Origin of the sequence: Acinetobacter parvus DSM 16617 = CIP 108168 (genome assembly GCF_000368025.1) — a bacterium.
Taxonomy (GTDB): domain Bacteria; phylum Pseudomonadota; class Gammaproteobacteria; order Pseudomonadales; family Moraxellaceae; genus Acinetobacter; species Acinetobacter parvus.
Genome location: NZ_KB849212.1, coordinates 680509 through 698289 on the forward strand (window position 1 = coordinate 680509; position 17781 = coordinate 698289).

At 42.1% G+C, this 17781-nt stretch carries 17 protein-coding genes, 1 other RNA gene and 5 pseudogenes; 13 read left to right on the top strand and 10 right to left on the bottom strand.

From position 1 onward, the window contains the following. The first annotated feature begins 1 nt into the window (after position 1). Positions 2-538 (top strand): DOMON-like domain-containing protein, encoded by a 537-nt coding sequence (locus F988_RS09785; protein ID WP_004682761.1) that lies wholly within the window; start codon positions 2-4, stop codon positions 536-538. A gap of 71 nt (positions 539-609) precedes the next feature. Here F988_RS09785 and F988_RS09790 read toward each other — a convergent pair whose 3' ends face one another. Beyond that, on the bottom strand, positions 610-1152 hold the full coding sequence (locus tag F988_RS09790) for a hypothetical protein (RefSeq protein WP_004682762.1): 543 nt from the start codon (positions 1150-1152) through the stop codon (positions 610-612). Between the two features lie 360 nt (positions 1153-1512). Here F988_RS09790 and carA point away from each other — a divergent pair, with 360 nt between their 5' ends. The 7 genes and pseudogenes from carA to F988_RS15465 all read left to right on the top strand — a co-directional run. Then, positions 1513-2667, top strand: a complete 1155-nt coding sequence (gene carA, locus F988_RS09795; RefSeq protein ID WP_004682763.1) for a glutamine-hydrolyzing carbamoyl-phosphate synthase small subunit — start codon at positions 1513-1515, stop codon at positions 2665-2667. 96 nt (positions 2668-2763) lie between these two features. Further along, positions 2764-5997 carry a carbamoyl-phosphate synthase large subunit gene (gene carB, locus F988_RS09800; protein WP_004682764.1) on the top strand — a complete coding sequence of 1078 codons (3234 nt, stop codon included), beginning with the start codon at positions 2764-2766 and terminating at the stop codon, positions 5995-5997. Between the two features lie 91 nt (positions 5998-6088). Continuing rightward, positions 6089-6565 carry a transcription elongation factor GreA gene (greA, locus tag F988_RS09805; protein WP_004660795.1) on the top strand — a complete coding sequence of 159 codons (477 nt, stop codon included), beginning with the start codon at positions 6089-6091 and terminating at the stop codon, positions 6563-6565. 100 nt (positions 6566-6665) lie between these two features. After that, the gene (locus F988_RS09810) at positions 6666-6881 is read left to right on the top strand and encodes a hypothetical protein (RefSeq protein ID WP_004676644.1); all 216 of its coding nucleotides are present in this window, start codon (positions 6666-6668) and stop codon (positions 6879-6881) included. A gap of 60 nt (positions 6882-6941) precedes the next feature. Next, positions 6942-7565: a CatB-related O-acetyltransferase gene (locus tag F988_RS09815; protein WP_004682765.1), complete on the top strand. Its 624-nt coding sequence runs from the start codon at positions 6942-6944 to the stop codon at positions 7563-7565. A gap of 230 nt (positions 7566-7795) precedes the next feature. After that, the gene (locus tag F988_RS09820; protein WP_004682766.1) at positions 7796-8233 is read left to right on the top strand and encodes a universal stress protein; all 438 of its coding nucleotides are present in this window, start codon (positions 7796-7798) and stop codon (positions 8231-8233) included. Between the two features lie 90 nt (positions 8234-8323). Further along, positions 8324-8428, top strand: a pseudogene (locus F988_RS15465) (metalloprotease); the annotation flags it as partial. Positions 8429-8560: 132 nt separating this feature from the next. Here F988_RS15465 and F988_RS15230 read toward each other — a convergent pair. The 6 genes and pseudogenes from F988_RS15230 to F988_RS09840 form a co-directional block, all read right to left on the bottom strand. Continuing rightward, positions 8561-8671, bottom strand: coding sequence for a hypothetical protein (locus tag F988_RS15230; protein WP_004799650.1), 111 nt, complete (start codon positions 8669-8671; stop codon positions 8561-8563). Between the two features lie 180 nt (positions 8672-8851). Beyond that, a pseudogene (locus F988_RS15470) lies at positions 8852-9049 on the bottom strand (arsenic resistance protein); the annotation flags it as partial. Then, positions 9046-9255: pseudogene (locus F988_RS09825) on the bottom strand (arsenate reductase/protein-tyrosine-phosphatase family protein); the annotation flags it as partial. The pseudogenes F988_RS09825 and F988_RS15470, both read right to left, overlap by 4 nt. A gap of 6 nt (positions 9256-9261) precedes the next feature. After that, positions 9262-9582: a metalloregulator ArsR/SmtB family transcription factor gene (locus F988_RS09830; protein WP_004682768.1), complete on the bottom strand. Its 321-nt coding sequence runs from the start codon at positions 9580-9582 to the stop codon at positions 9262-9264. Positions 9583-9904: 322 nt separating this feature from the next. After that, the gene (locus tag F988_RS09835) at positions 9905-11368 is read right to left on the bottom strand and encodes an NAD-dependent succinate-semialdehyde dehydrogenase (protein ID WP_004682769.1); all 1464 of its coding nucleotides are present in this window, start codon (positions 11366-11368) and stop codon (positions 9905-9907) included. Positions 11369-11431: 63 nt separating this feature from the next. Continuing rightward, positions 11432-11755, bottom strand: a complete 324-nt coding sequence (locus F988_RS09840) for a hypothetical protein (RefSeq protein WP_004676637.1) — start codon at positions 11753-11755, stop codon at positions 11432-11434. Between F988_RS09840 and F988_RS14705 the strand changes: the two are divergent. The 3 genes and pseudogenes from F988_RS14705 to F988_RS09845 form a co-directional block, all read left to right on the top strand. Continuing rightward, positions 11741-12057 (top strand): annotated as a pseudogene (locus F988_RS14705) (integrase core domain-containing protein); the annotation flags it as partial. The gene F988_RS09840 and the pseudogene F988_RS14705 overlap by 15 nt on opposite strands. A 172-nt stretch (positions 12058-12229) precedes the next feature. Further along, positions 12230-12589: a transfer-messenger RNA gene (gene ssrA / locus F988_RS14710) on the top strand. Between the two features lie 178 nt (positions 12590-12767). After that, a pseudogene (locus F988_RS09845) lies at positions 12768-12923 on the top strand (Arm DNA-binding domain-containing protein); the annotation flags it as partial. A 35-nt stretch (positions 12924-12958) separates the two neighbouring features. Here the strand turns inward: F988_RS09845 and F988_RS09850 are convergent. Beyond that, complete coding sequence (locus tag F988_RS09850) at positions 12959-13456, bottom strand: thioesterase family protein (RefSeq protein ID WP_004676633.1); 498 nt, start codon at positions 13454-13456, stop codon at positions 12959-12961. Between the two features lie 171 nt (positions 13457-13627). Between F988_RS09850 and hemB the strand changes: the two genes are divergently transcribed. Both hemB and thiO read left to right on the top strand, forming a co-directional pair. Further along, positions 13628-14641 (top strand): porphobilinogen synthase, encoded by a 1014-nt coding sequence (hemB, locus tag F988_RS09855; protein WP_004682770.1) that lies wholly within the window; start codon positions 13628-13630, stop codon positions 14639-14641. A 391-nt stretch (positions 14642-15032) separates the two neighbouring features. Further along, positions 15033-16154 (top strand): glycine oxidase ThiO, encoded by a 1122-nt coding sequence (gene thiO, locus F988_RS09860; RefSeq protein WP_004682771.1) that lies wholly within the window; start codon positions 15033-15035, stop codon positions 16152-16154. Here the strand turns inward: thiO and F988_RS09865 are convergent. Together F988_RS09865 and F988_RS09870 are read right to left on the bottom strand one after the other, a co-directional pair. Next, positions 16140-17045, bottom strand: coding sequence for a TIGR01777 family oxidoreductase (locus tag F988_RS09865; RefSeq protein WP_004682772.1), 906 nt, complete (start codon positions 17043-17045; stop codon positions 16140-16142). The genes thiO and F988_RS09865 overlap by 15 nt on opposite strands. Before the next feature lie 75 nt (positions 17046-17120). Next, positions 17121-17567: an ABZJ_00895 family protein gene (locus F988_RS09870; RefSeq protein ID WP_004682773.1), complete on the bottom strand. Its 447-nt coding sequence runs from the start codon at positions 17565-17567 to the stop codon at positions 17121-17123. Between the last annotated feature and the right edge of the window lie 214 nt (positions 17568-17781).

Here is a 17781-nt window from a genome sequence, read left to right on the forward strand (position 1 = left end):
AATGGCAAGTTATGAATTGTCGGCTTTTGATCGCTTTAACGCCATTACGGTGGTTGGGGCGATTGAGCAGCAAACACCAGCAACTGTGAATGTTGGTTTCTGGGTGCGTGACCCAAATCAGTTTCTGATTTATCCCGATCAGGTTTCGGAACATCCCCGCCTTGACTTTTTATGGGAACAGACTTGTTTTGAGATTTTTATTGGTGTGAAAGATGAAGATTTCTATCGTGAAATCAATCTTTCTCCCTCTCAGGCATGGCAGGCCTATCAATTTGAAGAATATCGCTTTCCAGAAAATATGCCGCCTATAGCTGCCTATGATATTGAGTTGAACCATTTACAACGTACCCACTATGGCTTAAATGTCAGTGTGGATTTATCCCAGTTTATGCAGCAAAATAAATTGAAATGGGCTGACCTGTATCTTGGTTTAACTGCAGTGTTAAATACCACTCAAGGCATGCATTACTTTGCAATGCAGCATAGCAGCCCTCAGGCCGATTTCCATAACAAACGGGATTGGCTGCATAAGTTTTAACTTTTTTTAATAAGTCTAAAAAACAAAAAAGCGAGAACTCAATTCTCGCTTTTTTATTGGCAAGCGATGACTTAGCTTGCACGCACCTTATTCCAGGCTTCAACTGCTTGTTCTTTGGTACGTTTAAAGCTCTCAGTCAAAGTGTCTTTGTGTTTTACTGAAATCTGGCTAATGTCATCTTTCAGTTCTTTGCTGACTTTGCTTAAGTCTTCAACCAAAGCGTTTAACTCAGTTTTCAAGGCATTCTTAAATTCAACCAAGTCTTCTTGAGACAAGTTAAACTGGCCCTTGATCACTTCAATACGCTGTAAAATGTCTTGCTTGATTTGTGCAAACTGATTTTGAACAGCATCATTGAGTTCTTTTGCTTCAGCTTCAATTTTTTCCTGAGTTTCAGCAATGACTTCTTTCGCCTGTTCCTGAGTCTCAGCAATCACTTCTTTCGCCTTTGCGGTTTTTTCAGCAACAACCTCTTTCGCCTTTGCCGTTTTCTCAGCTACAGCTTCTTTGACTTCTGCCGTCTTTTCCGCCACAGCTTCTTTAGCTTTTGCAGTTTTTTCAACAACAACATCTTTCACTTCTTCAGTTGCAGGTGCGGTTTTTGTCTCAGCCATCTTGATTCCCCTCTATATTGATCGTTGATTTTTTGGCTATATATAAGATAAAGCGCTTTCCACCTAAAGCCCTAAAAAATTGTTAGACAATTTGCATAATATCTCATGATATATTTATAAGAATGACTGATTTTGCAATAGACACCTGTCCATTTAAACTTATAAAAGAAAAACACCAATTCCTGAGTTTAATAGACAAAACACATAGACTTTTCACCTACTCATGCGTATAATGCGCTGTTAAGTTACAAGCGAGCAGACTGGAAGGAGGGGCATGTTTTTAAAGACAGCCTGCCTTTTTTTATGTCTTCTCGCTTTTTTACAGCCCTATTTTTGTGGTTTTAGTTCAGGAGCTTTGGTTTGAGCACCCCCGCCATTTTAGCCCTCGCAGATGGAACGATCTTTAAAGGAACGTCTATCGGTGCATCGGGTAGTACGACTGGTGAAGTCGTTTTTAATACAGCCATGACTGGCTACCAGGAAATTTTGACTGACCCAAGTTATGCGCAACAAATTGTGACGCTGACTTATCCCCATATTGGAAATACAGGCTGTAATAGCGAAGACGTTGAATCTGGTCGCATCCATAAAGTATGGGCCAACGGTTTAATTATTCGTGATCTTCCTTTATTACATAGTAATTTCCGTTCAGAACAATCTTTAAGTGAATATCTAGAACAACATAATGTTGTTGCCATCGCTGATATTGACACGCGTAAATTGACACGTATTTTACGTGACAAGGGCGCGCAAAATGGCTGTATCCTTGCTGGCGAAAATATTACAGAAGAAGAAGCCATTGCAAAAGCGCGTGCATTCGGCGGCTTAAATGGCCTGGACCTCGCAAAAGAATGCTGTGATCCTGAAGGTTTTGAATGGACCGAGGGTTCCTGGGCTTTAGGTCAGGGCTTTACCCAACCTGAATTTAAATTTCATGTCGTTGCATACGATTATGGTGTCAAAACCAACATCTTACGTATGCTCGCAGACCGCGGTTGTAAATTAACAGTTGTTCCTGCACAAACTCCTGCTGAAAAAGTGCTTGCCTTGAATCCAGATGGCGTGTTCTTGTCAAATGGTCCTGGTGATCCAGCAGCATGTGACTATGCCATTGAAGCAGTAAAAACGATTGTTGAAACTACGACTTTACCTGTATTTGGTATTTGTTTAGGTCACCAGATTTTGGCGCTCGCTTCTGGCGCGAAAACCATGAAAATGAATCATGGACATCATGGTGCGAACCATCCTGTACAAAATCTTGACCCTCTCAGCGAACATCACGGTACAGTGATGATCACTTCGCAGAACCACGGCTTTGCTGTCGATGAAAGTACTTTACCTGCAAACTTAAAGGTGACACATCGTTCACTGTTTGATGGTACAAACCAAGGTATTCATCGTACTGACAAACCAGCGTTCAGCTTCCAAGGTCACCCTGAAGCAAGCCCTGGTCCGCATGACTGCGCACCATTGTTCGATCATTTTATTCACTTGATTGAGCAGGCTAAAAAATGATGTTTAAGATGAATATTGCGACTACTCGAAGCATAGCTTCTCGTCTTGCGTTCGGACGGAGCTTCGCTCCGCTTTACCCTCACTCAGGAGCGAATAATGCCTAAACGCACGGATATTAAAAGCATCTTAATTATTGGTGCTGGTCCTATTGTTATTGGTCAGGCGTGTGAGTTTGACTACTCAGGTGCACAAGCATGTAAGGCGCTTCGTGAAGAAGGCTACCGTGTTATTTTGGTCAACTCGAATCCAGCGACCATCATGACTGACCCTTCAATGGCAGATGCAACCTATATCGAGCCAATCACCTGGCAGACAGTTGCACAGATCATTGAAAAAGAACGTCCAGATGCAGTCCTCCCAACCATGGGCGGTCAAACTGCATTGAACTGTGCGCTTGCATTAGATGCCAACGGTGTTTTAGAAAAATACAATGTTGAATTAATTGGTGCATCAAAAGAAGCGATTGAAAAAGCAGAAGATCGTAAACTGTTTGACATCGCCATGCGTAAAATCGGCTTGGAATGTCCTCGTGCCGATGTTGCTGAAAGTATGGAACATGCACTGGAAATTCAGTCACGTTTTGGCTTCCCAGTGATCATTCGTCCATCATTTACCATGGGTGGTTCTGGTGGCGGTATCGCATACAATAAAGAAGAATTTATTGAAATCTGTGAACGTGGTTTCGATCTTTCTCCAACTAAACAATTATTGATCGACGAATCTTTAATTGGCTGGAAAGAATACGAAATGGAAGTTGTTCGTGACAAAAACGACAACTGTATTATCGTATGTGCGATTGAAAACTTTGACCCAATGGGCGTACACACTGGTGACTCAATCACTGTTGCCCCTGCGCAAACACTGACAGATAAAGAATATCAAATCATGCGTAATGCATCGGTTGCTGTTCTTCGTGAAATCGGTGTTGAAACAGGTGGTTCAAACGTTCAATTCGGTATTAATCCGAAAGATGGTCGTATGGTTGTGATCGAGATGAACCCTCGTGTTTCTCGTTCATCTGCGCTTGCATCGAAAGCAACAGGTTTCCCGATTGCGAAAATCGCAGCAAAACTTGCAGTTGGCTATACCCTTGATGAATTGAAAAATGACATCACTGGTGGTATCACTCCTGCAAGCTTCGAACCAGCAATTGACTATGTTGTCACCAAGATTCCTCGCTTCAACTTCGAAAAATTCCCACAAGCTGAGCCTGTATTGACAACTCAGATGAAATCTGTGGGCGAAGTGATGGCAATTGGTCGTAACTTCCAAGAATCTGTTCAAAAAGCACTTCGTGGTCTTGAAGTAGGTGTCAGCGGCTTTGATGAAAAAATCGAAGTTGGTACGGCTAATGCCAAAGATATCATCTTAAAAGAACTTAAAGTTCCAGGCCCTGAGCGAATTTGGTATGTAGCTGATGCATTCCGTCATGGTTTCTCATTAGATGACGTATTCGAAGCAACTAAGATCGATCGTTGGTTCTTGATCCAAATTGAAGATATCGTTAAAACTGAAGCTCAAGTAAAAACTTTAGGTTTTGGTGATTTAAACGCTGATAATATTCGTTCATTCAAACGCAAAGGTTTATCTGACCTTCGTATTGCTGACTTAATGGGTATTTCACAAAAACAATTCCGTAAACAACGTTGGAACTTGGGTGTCTATCCAGTTTACAAGCGTGTTGATACTTGTGCTGCCGAGTTTGAATCTGGTACGGCATATATGTACTCAACTTATGATGAGGAATGTGAAGCCAATCCATCGAACCGTGACAAAATCATGGTGATTGGTGGTGGTCCGAACCGTATTGGTCAAGGCATTGAGTTTGATTACTGCTGTGTACACGCTGCGCTTGCAATGCGTGATGACGGTTATGAAACCATCATGGTGAACTGTAACCCTGAAACGGTTTCAACTGACTATGACACATCAGACCGTTTGTACTTCGAACCTGTAACACTGGAAGATGTACTTGAAATCGTACGTACAGAGAAGCCTAAAGGCGTAATCGTACAGTACGGTGGTCAAACACCATTGAAATTGGCGCGTGCTTTAGAAGAAGCAGGTACACCGATTATTGGAACTTCACCTGATGCGATTGACCGTGCAGAAGACCGTGAACGTTTCCAGCAAATGATTCAACGTCTACAGCTTCGCCAACCAAACAACAGCATCGTTAAATCTGCTGAAGAAGGTATTTCAGAAGCGGCTAAAGTCGGTTATCCATTGGTTGTTCGTCCATCTTATGTATTGGGTGGTCGTGCAATGGAAATCGTGTATAACGAAGACGAGTTAAAACGTTATCTTCGTGAAGCGGTTCAGGCATCGAATGAAGCCCCTGTTCTACTTGACCGTTTCCTTGACGATGCAACTGAAGTTGACGTTGACTGCGTATCTGACGGTAAAGATGTTGTGATCGGCGGTATCATGCAGCACATTGAACAAGCAGGGATTCACTCAGGTGACTCAGCATGTTCGATTCCTCCTTACTCGCTTTCACAAGAAGTTCAGGATGAAATGCGTCGCCAAACTGTTGCAATGGCAAAAGAACTTGGCGTAATCGGCTTGATGAACGTTCAGTTTGCAGTAAAGGGTGATGATATTTACATCCTTGAAGTGAACCCACGTGCATCCCGTACTGTTCCATTCGTATCAAAATGTATTGGTGAGTCTTTAGCAAAAGTTGCTGCACGTTGTATGGCGGGTCAATCCCTTGAGTCACAAGGTTTCACCAAGGAAATCATTCCGACCCACTTTGCAGTGAAAGAAGCGGTGTTCCCGTTTGCTAAATTCCAGGGTGTTGACCCAATTCTTGGCCCTGAGATGAAGTCTACAGGCGAAGTGATGGGTGTTGGTACAACATTTGGTGAAGCTTTCTATAAGGCTGTACTTGGCTCAAATGAACGTTTACCAGGTTTGCCGACTGAAGGTGAAGTGAAGCATGCATTCCTGTCAGTTCGTGAATCGGACAAGAAACACATTGCAAACATTGCCAAGCAGTTAATCCAGTATGGCTTTAAACTGGTTGCAACAGGTGGTACCTATCGCGTGCTTAAAGAAGCAGGTTTGGAATGTGAAGCTGTGAATAAAGTCACCGAAGGTCGTCCACATATTGTAGACCGCTTGAAAAATGGTGAAATTCATCTTATTGTCAACACAACTGAAGGCAAACAAGCTCAATATGACTCTGCCATGATTCGTCGTGCTGCCCTACAAGGTAAAGTGTATTACACTACGACCATTAATGGTGCTGAGGCTGTTTGCCAAGCATTTGCTGTGAAATTGCCAATGGATGTATACCGCTTGCAAGATTTACAAACTGTAGGTTAATTCTCTACCGATAAAGTCCCGTCACCTTATCGGTGGCGGGCTTTTTCTTTTTTTAATCCTGTATTTTCCCAACCAATTTAGAGGGACTGAAATGCAACGTTATCCTATGACTCCTGAAGGCAAGGTTGCCTTAGAGAAAGAATTACAACAGCTAAAAACAGTGGATCGCCCACGTATTATCCAAGCGATTGCAGAAGCTCGTGAGCACGGTGATTTAAAGGAAAATGCTGAATATCACGCTGCACGTGAACAGCAAGGTTTTTGTGAAGGCCGTATCCAGGACATCGAAGGCAAACTGGGTGCAGCTCAAGAGATTGATGTCAAAACACTTGAACAAAACGGCCGTGTTGTGTTTGGCGTTACAGTAACTATCGAAAACCTAGACACTGAAGAGCGTAAAACTTATAAAATTGTAGGTGATGATGAGGCAGATTTTAAAATCAATAAAATCTCAGTGAACTCACCGATTGCCCGTGGTCTTTTAGGTAAAAGCGAAGGCGACGAAGCAAAAATTCAAACACCACAAGGTGAAGTTGAATACGAAATCGTCAGTGTGGAATATATCTAATTCATCCACCTGATTAAGTAATTAAAGAACTCTTCATCATTTGAAGAGTTCTTTTGTTTCAGGCATGCTATTTCTAAATACAATAACAATGAGATAAAGAATGCAAGATCGACTCATAAGTGCATTTATGTATGCAATTGCAGGAATTATTCTGGGTATTGGGATTGCCATCACATGGGGGGTTCATGTGAATTCTACGACCAGCTCTGCGCTCATTATTTTTAATACGGCTCTACTTTGTGCAGTTCTCGGCTTTGTATTTCCCAATCAAATTCAACGTTTGTTTACTTGGCTTTGGAAATTTTTCTCCAACTAGCACTCTCTCCTGATATAAAAGCTATAATGTCACGGCTTTCTTTTAATATTTTGTCAAGATATGGATCCATTAATCAACTCACCTGTTAAACACTGGTGCGAGTTCGAATTTATTGCTAAAACAGTAAACAATCCAAATATCCATATCAAAGGTAATTATTCTTATTATTCAGCCTATTGGGATCAAGGTTTTGAACGTTGCGTGGTGCGTTATTTGCATGACAAACCTGCTACACCTGAAAAACCAATTGATCAACTGCATATTGGCAATTTTGTCTGCTTTGGGGCTGAATGCGTGATTATGATGGGTGGCAATCAGTTGCATCGACCAGACTGGATTTCAACCTTTCCCTTTGATACACGTAGTTTTTTGCCTGCTGGAGATACCATCATTGAAGATGGTTGCTGGATTGGCAGTCTCGCCATGATTATGCAGGGAGTAAAACTTGGTGAGGGAGCGGTGGTCGCAACAGGTGCCGTGGTTACCCAGGATGTGCCACCCTATGCGATTGTTGCTGGTGTTCCCGCCAAAGTAATGAAGTACCGCTTTTCTCCACAAGATATAGAAAAACTGCTTGCACTCAAACTTTATGATTTAGATGAAAGGCAAATTTTAAAAATACGTGAACTGTTACAAACAGATAATATTGATCATCTAAAGAGTTTTCTTCAAGAAAACTTATAAATGATGAAGATAACTTATTGATATCCTGCACTTCTTATATTCATAGAAATTTCACATAATTTTATTTTAGCCATTTTCCCTAAATACAGATAAGTAACTTACCTATCCCTATAAAAATACTAGGTTTTATTCTTTCAAGAATAGGGTTACCATAAAAGTATAAATCTTATTTTATACAAATATTTATAAACCTGCTGAATCTTAAAATGGAATTATAAGGAGTAATAAACATGACTTATCAAAAAATCCTCGTTGCGATTGATGACTCAGAAATTTCGGTCAATGTCATTCAGCAAGCAGCTCAACTTGCCAAAGCGCTCAACAGTGAAATTACTGTGGTTGAGGTGATGGCATTGGACCCATATTTAGCCGATACCTATGTTCGATTTGGTCAGAGCAATGATTTAATTGAGCGTGTGCGTGGTTATGTGGAAGAAAATCTGGCAAAAGCCGAGCAGAAATTTGAAGAGCTGGGCTTAACGGTTGCCACCCAGGTTCTGGAGGGTTTTTCTATCCCTCAGGAAATTATTGGGGCTGCACAAAACCTAGGTGCAGACCTGATCATTATGGGTTCACATGGTAGAACAGGTTTCAAGAAATTTATTTTAGGTAGTGTAGCGCAAAAAGTATTGGGTGAAAGCCATATTCCAGTGTTGATTGTTCGTTAAATTCCAGTCAGGTATTGGATCAAAACATTGGTCTAATACCTGTTTGATTCAAATGATTAAATTAAAATCTGCTTAAACCGAATTCACGTTAATAAAATCTTTAGATTCAAGGCTTATCGCCATTATTCCTATCAGAATTTCAGTAAGCGTCGCTGCGATTTGGCCAATTTTCTTAACCAACCTCAACCCATTGTGCAGATCGCATATGGGGTCTATTGCGCTAACTCAACGATAACGATCAGTTCTGTACGATTAAGACTTGACGATTAGCTTGCTAATGCGATTGATCGATCCATAAAGATCAACCTACATAAAGCCTTGCTCTACTTATAAAACATATTCCCAAATGATAAAGCCAAGTCCAAAGCCTAGGAATGCGTAAAGTGTGATAATAAAGAATACAAAAGCGGCATTATTTTTCTTTTTTAAAAAACTCATATTCTGCTCCCAAATCTTGTCTAAGCTAGATTCTGTATGAATATACAAAACAAGAATAGACACAAAATACCTTTAAAAAATATAACAGATCAGTTCAGCCAAACTGATCTGTTATAAAAATTCTGCCTTGGGATAATAAAAAATGATTTTGCCCGATCAGCAGAAATATTATTTTTGAAGTCATATCTCACTCGACTCCTTTGGAAAATACTTCTTTCTTAACCACAGCGAGACGGTCACAAGTGAAATCAATACGGGAACTTCCACCAAAGGTCCGATTACCGTTGTAAACGCAACAGGTGAAGCCAAGCCAAAAGTGGCAATTGCAACCGCCAAAGCCAGCTCGAAATTATTGCCAGCAGCCGTAAAAGAGATTGCTCACAGTCAGCAATGGTTTTGCTCCACAAACCATTGGTCGAAAGGCCCAGATTCTGTAAAGTTTCAATGGTCAATGGATGTACCTGTCCAGAGGGTTTGCTGCCTGCACTGTACGCTTTCCAGCTCTCAGGCGCACGACTGTTAAACAGTACTTCAGACAAAATACTACGACAACTGTTTCCAGTGCATAAAAAGAGAAATTTCATTGGGGATTACTCACAATAATTTGGGGTATGACATGCTGCTAATGTAGAGAGGTTTTTTGATGGATGAGCAACCAAGATCGTTAAAATGTCATGACACCACGCTGGCAACTGTGAATTGATGCTGTAATACACCCATTGGCTTTGTCGCCTATCTTGCAACAATCCTGAAGCACGTAACAACGCAAGATGCCTTGAAATCTTGGGTTGGCTTAACTGTAATTTTTCCGTGAGGTCACAGACACACAGCTCCTTATTTTCAGCAACTAAAGTCACAATGTTAAGACGGGTCTCATCTGACAAGCATTTAAAGAAAGTCACCTGATCCATATTCACTCCCATTTATTTGGATATATAGATAAACATATATGATAAGTAAATTGTTAAAGTCATTCTCTGATCATCATCTTCCGCATGAATAAAAAATCCTTTCATGGATGTTGCTTATATGCATTTATATATGATTTTTCATATATATGCAACTTCATATATCGGATTTATTTTTTTGATCGATTTTATTTGCTGAATAATAGTTTCATCCATATAGTCTGTATAGAAAGTTAGGTCAATTTACTGTTATCTAAAACAATGAAGAATAGCTGAGAGGAAAAATGCAATATCTTTCCTCCCATAAAACTGAACAATACAATAGTTATCTATTGTCTAAACCAGCCAGCAACACATATTTAATTTCCAGATAATCCTCAATGCCATATTTGGAGCCTTCACGTCCCAGACCTGACTGCTTGACCCCACCAAACGGCGCGACCTCATTGGATAAGATTCCTGTATTGAGCGCCACCATGCCGTATTCCAGCGCATCGGAAACTCGCATCGCCCTGCCTAAATCCTGACTGTAGAAATAGGATGCCAAACCAAACTCGGTATCATTGGCATAGCCCACCACCTCGTCCTCAGTTTCAAATTTAAATATAGGTGCCAAAGGTCCAAAGGTTTCTTCTTTGGCCACTTTCATGTCAGCCGTGACATCTTTGACAATGGTTGGTTCAAAGAACAATTGGCCCAAAGGATGGGGTTTTCCACCCAGCACCACCTGAGCGCCCTTGCTGACCGCATCCTCAATATGTTCTTCCACTTTCTGCATGGCTGCACTGTCAATCACTGGGCCAAAGTCTACTCCAGCCTCCAAGCCATTGCCGATCTTGAACTGTCTTACTGCCTCAGAGAGTTTTTCTATAAACAGGTCATAAATTCCTGACTGTACATAAATACGGTTGGCACAGACGCAGGTCTGGCCTGCATTACGGAATTTGCTGGCAATCGCGCCTTTTACCGCAGCATCAAGATCGGCATCATCAAACACCATAAACGGTGCATTACCACCCAGTTCCATCGACACCTTTTTCACCGTTGAGGCGCATTGGGCAATCAGTTTTTTACCCACCTCGGTTGAACCTGTGAAACTAAACTTCTGCACTCGGTCATCGGTAGTCAGCACTTCACCGATTTCAGTGGAACCGCCTGTGATGACGTTAAATACCCCTGCTGGAATACCTGCACGCAAGGCAAGCTCTGCAATCGCAAAGGCAGATAATGGGGTTTGCGAAGCTGGACGGACAACGATGGTACAACCTGCCGCCAATGCTGGCGCAACCTTACGGGTGATCATGGCATTCGGGAAATTCCACGGGGTAATTGCAGCACAAACCCCAATCGGCTGCTTATTCACAAGAATCTTTTGATCAGAACCATTTGCGGGAATAATATCGCCATATACCCGTTTGGCTTCTTCGGCAAACCATTCAATATAAGCCGCACCATAAGCAATCTCGCCTTTGGCTTCACTCAAGGGTTTACCTTGTTCCAAGGTGAGAATATAGGCCAGATCATCCTGATGCTGCATGATCAGGTCAAACCACTGGCGTAAAATCTTACTGCGTTCCTTGGCACTTTTTTTACGCCACAATGGCAATGCCTGCTCAGCGGCGGCAACCGCATCTAGTGCTTCCTGTTTGCCCATTTTGGGTACAGTACCAATACTTTCGCCTGTAGCTGGATTGGTCACGCTTAGGGTCTGACCAGAGAGTGCATCCCGCCACCGACCGTTGATCAATGCCTGTGACTTTAATAACCCGTGATCATTCAACTGTGCCATTTTCTTGTTTCCCTATTATCAAACATTGAGCTTTTCTTATTTTTAACAGCAATCCTGACTGATTCAAGTTACCTTTAGTGAAACTTGTTGTCCAAGCATTTGAAACTGATATTGCCCAGCCTTTAAATCCATTGGGCGAATGATTGAACCTGTGAGAATCACCTCACCTGCTTGCAGCTTTTTATGCTGTGCCAATAAAGTTCGAACCAGCCATAAATAATTACGGATGGGTTGATCTGAAGCTGTTAAAGGCTGGTTGCGGTTTAGGCCACTTTTGGAACGGTTGACCTGAATAAAACGGGTATTGCGGCTTTGCCAGAACTGGCAGGTCTGGTCAGAAAGTGAAGACAATGGGGCTTTACGGAACGCGATAAGGTAGAACAACATGACTATGAGTTGTATCTGGCAGTCAATGATATTGATCACACGAAGAGAAAAGCAGCTTCCCCGCAAAAAATGGTATATGTGAGCGTTTCCATAAAACGATTTTGCAGGAGTTCTATCAAATTACGTTTAGAAAGAAGCTTTATAGCTCATTGGAAGAATTACAAGTTGATCTAGACGATTGGCTGAAATCCTATAATACTGAACGGACTCATCAAGGAAAAATGTGTTGGGGTCGTACACCACTTGAAACTTTACTTGATGGAAAACGGATTTGGGCTGAGAAGAATTTAGCTCAAATTTAACCTGACAGGCACAATAAAAAATGGGTAACTGTCAGATCAGTTTTGAGCTAGTACAAGTCTTTTTAATCTTTATCCAGCGACTACACTTGCTTATATTTCAATCATTAACACCCTGATTTATAGATTTAGATGTCAATTTTCAATAAGTATGTTATGATGCTCGTTCATATATGGGGGTGTTATTGGCTTCGACGCTGGTGATGAAGCTCATAGATGCATGCCGAGAGCGCATTTTCTCTCGTAAATAAAATTTGCATTTTAATAGTCGCAAACGACGAAACTTACGCTCTAGCTGCCTAAGGGCAGCTTGTCCGCTTCACTGAATACTTGTGGTCAGTGAACCCGATCGAAGCGCACGCACACAAGTCCGTATAAAGTCAAGCCTCGGGGCTTTATACCAAACTTAGAGGATCGCGCCTTGTACCCTGTTCGTCGGGTCGCTTGGTGTTAAAACAATAGACGATATCTAAGCATGTAGTATTCTCGAGTGTAGTGCTGGCGGACGCGGGTTCAACTCCCGCCACCTCCACCAAATTCCGAAAAATGTATCAAGATTTATCACGATACATAAGACTGAAAGCCTTAGCCAGAAATGGTTAGGGCTTTTTTAATCCCTAAACATAACCAAATATAACCAGCTATAGTGTACATGCACCGTGTACACTGCCTTGTACATTGCAAGATTTATTGAATCCGCTGGTGTACAAGCCATGAAAAGAACAGAAATTAAACGCAGGCCATTATCAGATACTGCTCTTGCGAACCTTGAACCTGAATCAAAAGAATATAGAGAGCTTGACGGTAAAGGCTTATATTTTCGTGTCAAACCTGATGGTAAGAAAGCATGGTTATTCAGATATAAAAAAGCGTCCAATGACGCTTTAAATGTTTGCTCAATGCCCTAGTACGCATAAGAGGCAATTGCGGTTGCGATTGGTTTATCTTCATCATTGACCATGGTCATACGCATGGTGCAGCCCTTACGGCCTAAACGTAATGTTTCAGCACGCGCAATAAAGAACTGGCCACGCCCTGGTGCCAGATAATCAACACGCATATCGACTGTTGCCAAACGGGAAACTTTTTTGATGGTATCAGGCAAATTCTCAGGGGTTGAATGACGGTAAAGCTGCTCCATCGCGACAATTCCACCAATACTATCCAGTATGGTTGCAGCCACGCCGCCATGCAGGATTTGAAAGGCCAGATTCCCCACCAGTTCAGGCTTCATTTCCACATAGGCTTCAATCTGGTCATCGACCACACGCATCTCCATACCACTGTATTTAAAGAATGGACAGGCATTAAAGGATTTACAAAGTTGCTTTAACACCACAGCATGATCTACTTCCACACCCAACTGAATATTACCCGTCCAGTTTTTCTTTACATCATTCATACGCTGCCAACATCCAAAGGAACGATAAACATCCCACTATTTTGTACAAATCTAAAATTATGGGGCTACAATAGCGAGGTTCTTTCATTGGTTCAGGCTGCCAAGCTCTCCCCAGCATGCCTTAAATGAGCCAATTATTTCTATAGTGTAATACTGAACATCGAGATTGTTATGACTTATACGTTCAATCGTCCAGCTTTCCCTGCGACTCGCATGCGCCGTATCCGTAAAAATGACCAGCTCCGTGCCATGGTCAGCGAAACACAACTCACAGCTAATCACTTGATTTATCCAGTATTTGTACTACCGGGCCAACAACAAAGCCAGGATATTCCAAGCATGCCAAATGTGCAGCGCCTGTCTGCCGATTTATTGCTCAAAAAGGCGGAAAGCCTGCTGGAACTTGGCGTATCAAAACTTGCCCTATTCCCCGTAACACCACAACAAGATAAAAGTTTAATGGCGGAAGCGGCCTGGCATGAAGATGGTCTGGTTCAAAACACCTGCCGCCTGCTTAAAAAAGAATTGCCTGAAATGGTGCTGATCACCGATGGCGCACTTGATCCATACACCACACATGGTCAGGACGGTATTATTGATAATACAGGCTATGTACTGAATGATGAAACGGTGGAATGCCTGATCAAACAGGCATTGAGCCATGCCGCAGCAGGCGCGGATGTGGTCGCACCAAGTGACATGATGGATGGCCGTATTGGTGCGATTCGTCAGGCACTTGAGCAAAATGGTTTTATTTATACCAATATCATGGCCTATTCAGCCAAATATGCATCCAGCTTTTATGGCCCATTCCGTGATGCAGTCGGTTCAGCCAGCAACCTCAAAGGGGGCAATAAATATAACTACCAGATGGATATAGGCAACCGTGCCGAAGCCCTGCATGAAATCGCCCTTGATATTCAGGAGGGTGCGGACATGGTGATTGTAAAGCCTGGTATGCCATATCTGGATATTGTGCGTGAAGTCAAAGATACCTTTGGTGTCCCAACCTTTATCTATCAAGTCAGTGGTGAATATGCGATGCTTGCGGGCGCAATTCAAAATGGCTGGTTATCGGACAGTGTGATTCTGGAATCCTTGATGTGCTGCCGTCGTGCAGGTGCAGATGGCATCTGGACGTATTTTGCAGAAGAAGCAGCACGTAAACTGAAAGAGATGAAATAATTATTGCTAGTTCAATATAAGAACTTATGTTGAAACTGGATACACGGAAACGTCATCCACAATTGTTCGAGACAGGACGACACTAAAAGAATGCCGTTTCTGCGACCCATTCAACAAGCTGATGGTAGTCAACGAGTTTTGTGGTGAGCTGCGATTATAGCAGCGCAAGATGCCTTTCTTGCGAAGCGTTGCTTCTCATTTGGGCGAAACCAAAGTAAGTCCAGCCTGAGCAAGCCAAAGCGACTAAAGCTTTGGTGAAGCGCAAGACGAAGTGGCTTATCCTGAAATATAATGAGAACTCGGCAAGACTCCACCATGCATATCATTAATAGTAATTCTAAAATAGTTTAAATTAAGCTGAAATTAAACTATGACTTTGGTTTAGATTTTTATGCATATCGCCATCATTGGTGCAGGCATTAGTGGCTTAATGACTGCACTGGAGCTTGCTGAACAAGGCTGCTCAGTTGATATTTTTGATCAGCATCAAGCGGGTCAGGCTGCTTCATGGGCGGGTGGCGGTATCCTCTCCCCCATGTATCCGTGGCGATATGCACCTGAGGTCAACCAACTCGCGCAATATGGCAAATCGCTGTATCAAATGTGGAATGAAAAACTGCTGCCGATCACAGGCATTGATTTTCAAATCCACGATACAGGCATGCTGATTTTTGACCGAGAAGATTTCGACATAGGGTTAAGTTACGCAGCCCAATTCAATGAACCGATGCAGCAATGCGACCTGCTCAATCGCAAGCAACTTGAACGGGTTAATCCGCATATTTCAGCACAATTCCAGCAAGCGATTTATTTTCCACAGCTCTCCAATGTACGTAATCCCCGTCTATTACAATCGCTGATTGGCTATTTAAAACAGCATTCCTCAGTGCGTTTTTTTGAACATTGCCCGATTGAAAAACTGATCATTCAAAATAAAAAGGTACAAGGTGTACAGACCGAAGATGGCAGAAACTTTAGTGCAGATCATGTTGTGATGAGTTGTGGCGCATGGAGCCAGCACTGGTCAGAACAGGTTCAACGAAAAATCTCTGTGCATCCTGTACAAGGCCAAATGCTACTGTTTAAAACGCCTGAAAACTGGTTGCCCACCATGTGTATGAATCGGGTAATGTATCTGATTCCACGTCAGGATGGTCACATTGTTTGCGGTTCAAGCATGGCAGATTGTGGCTTTAGCACCACAGTGGATGAACAAACACAACAAGATATTTTAACAGCCTGTCTGGAAATGGTGCCTAAGCTGGAACAGTTCCCGATTGTGCAACGCTGGGCTGGGTTACGTCCTAGCTCCCCTCATGGCATTCCGTATATTGGCGCAATGCCTGAAATAGAAAACCTATGGGCCAATTTTGGACATTTCCGTAACGGACTGTGTATGGGAGCAGGTTCAGCACGTTTACTGCGCCAGTTAATGCTAGGACAAGAAACCCTTGTTTCGCCAATCGCCTATTCACCAGAACGCTTAAAAAAACAGGATTTAATCTCTTCCTAAAATTTCGCTCAAGGCCGATTTCAGGTCGGGATATTGAAACTGGAAACCTTGGTCCAGCAATGCTTTCGGTTTTACATACTGACCATTTAAAATCAACTGGGATTGCTCCCCCAAAGCCAGTTCAAAGACACATTTCGGCATTCGAATAAAAGGCCTACGTTTTAAAACCTGCCCTGCGACCTGAACAAATTCTTGCTGATTGGATTGCTCAGGCGCAACCAGATTATAAACCTGTTGCTTATTGTTCGATTGCAGCAGAAAAACCATTGCATTGAGTACATCCTGAATATGAATCCAGACAATTGGCTGCCGTCCTGAACCAATCTTGCCTACCGCATTTAAGCGAATGGGTAACAGCATTTGCGGTAAAATCCCTCCATTTCCAAACACAACGCCCAATCGAATAATCTTGGTATTTTGCTGGGTAAATTTTAGTGCAGTTTGTTCCCATGCCTGACAAAGCTCAGACATAAAAATGGTTTGCGGTGGTGTGTTTTCATCACAGATGGCTGTCCATTGTTCTTGTGGATCAATGCCGTAATAGCCAATCGCTGAACCTGAAAGAATGCATTGTGGGAAAATCTGCTTTTGCTCCAGCCACTCGTACAACCTTTGGGTCATAGAAACCCTACTTTCAATGAGTTGTTGCTTCCTCTGTTCCGTCCAGCGTTTTTGCCCAATATTTTCTCCAGCTAGATTGATCACATAATCAATCTTTTGGGAGCTCATCTGTTCAAAGTCATTTACCCAAGTTAAATCTGGATGATCAGAAACTTTATTCTTTTGCCGAGTGAGCGCAATGACCTTGTATTGCCTTTCCAATAAAAATGGCAACAGATAGGAACCGATAAAACCACTGGCGCCCGTGACCAGGACAGTTAATTTTTGCATCACACAACCTTTATAAAATGATATGCATCCTAGTCTTGGCAAAATTGGCATGAATTACAAGTGAAGTTTTTTATCCTAATTAAACATCTTGTTTGCCATTCTTTGTGCTTGTGGTCCATAAAACCAGTAAGTAATTAAAAATAAGGGTAAGGCAATCACCAACCACATGCCTAACACCGTGATAAGGAACTGTGGCTGTTTTAAATAGAGTAAGAAATTCTGCCAGATTTCAGGGTCTTTACCCGAAAACATAAATAAACCAAGTAATAAACCACAAATGTTATATCCCCAAAAAATCAGGGTAAATCCAAAAGCTAGGCATTTCTTTTCCTGCGCAGTTGGGGCGCGGCGCTGTTGCTTTAAAAACCTGAATAAGACAAAAATAATCGCGATTAAATAAGGAACAGCGGTAAGCACACCACCAATACTATTGGGTAGAATTGCTGCCAATACCCCAGCAATCAAAGTTGAAACCAGACAAATAATAAAAAACCAAATATAGTACAAACGCAATGAAATCATTAACATAAACCTAGCTAGAGCGGTTTCGAGAAATAATTATAATTTTTTTTCACTTTTTTTTCATTTTTATGTCAACCAATCCTCAACTATCACCGTTATATAGGGTATTAGGTCGCAGCAACCGATTGGACATTGCACGGCATCCGCAACGTTTTCGGTGACCTTTCATTATGACTCTCCAATCTTTGTCTGTGCTTTTGTTAGCAGCCAAAAT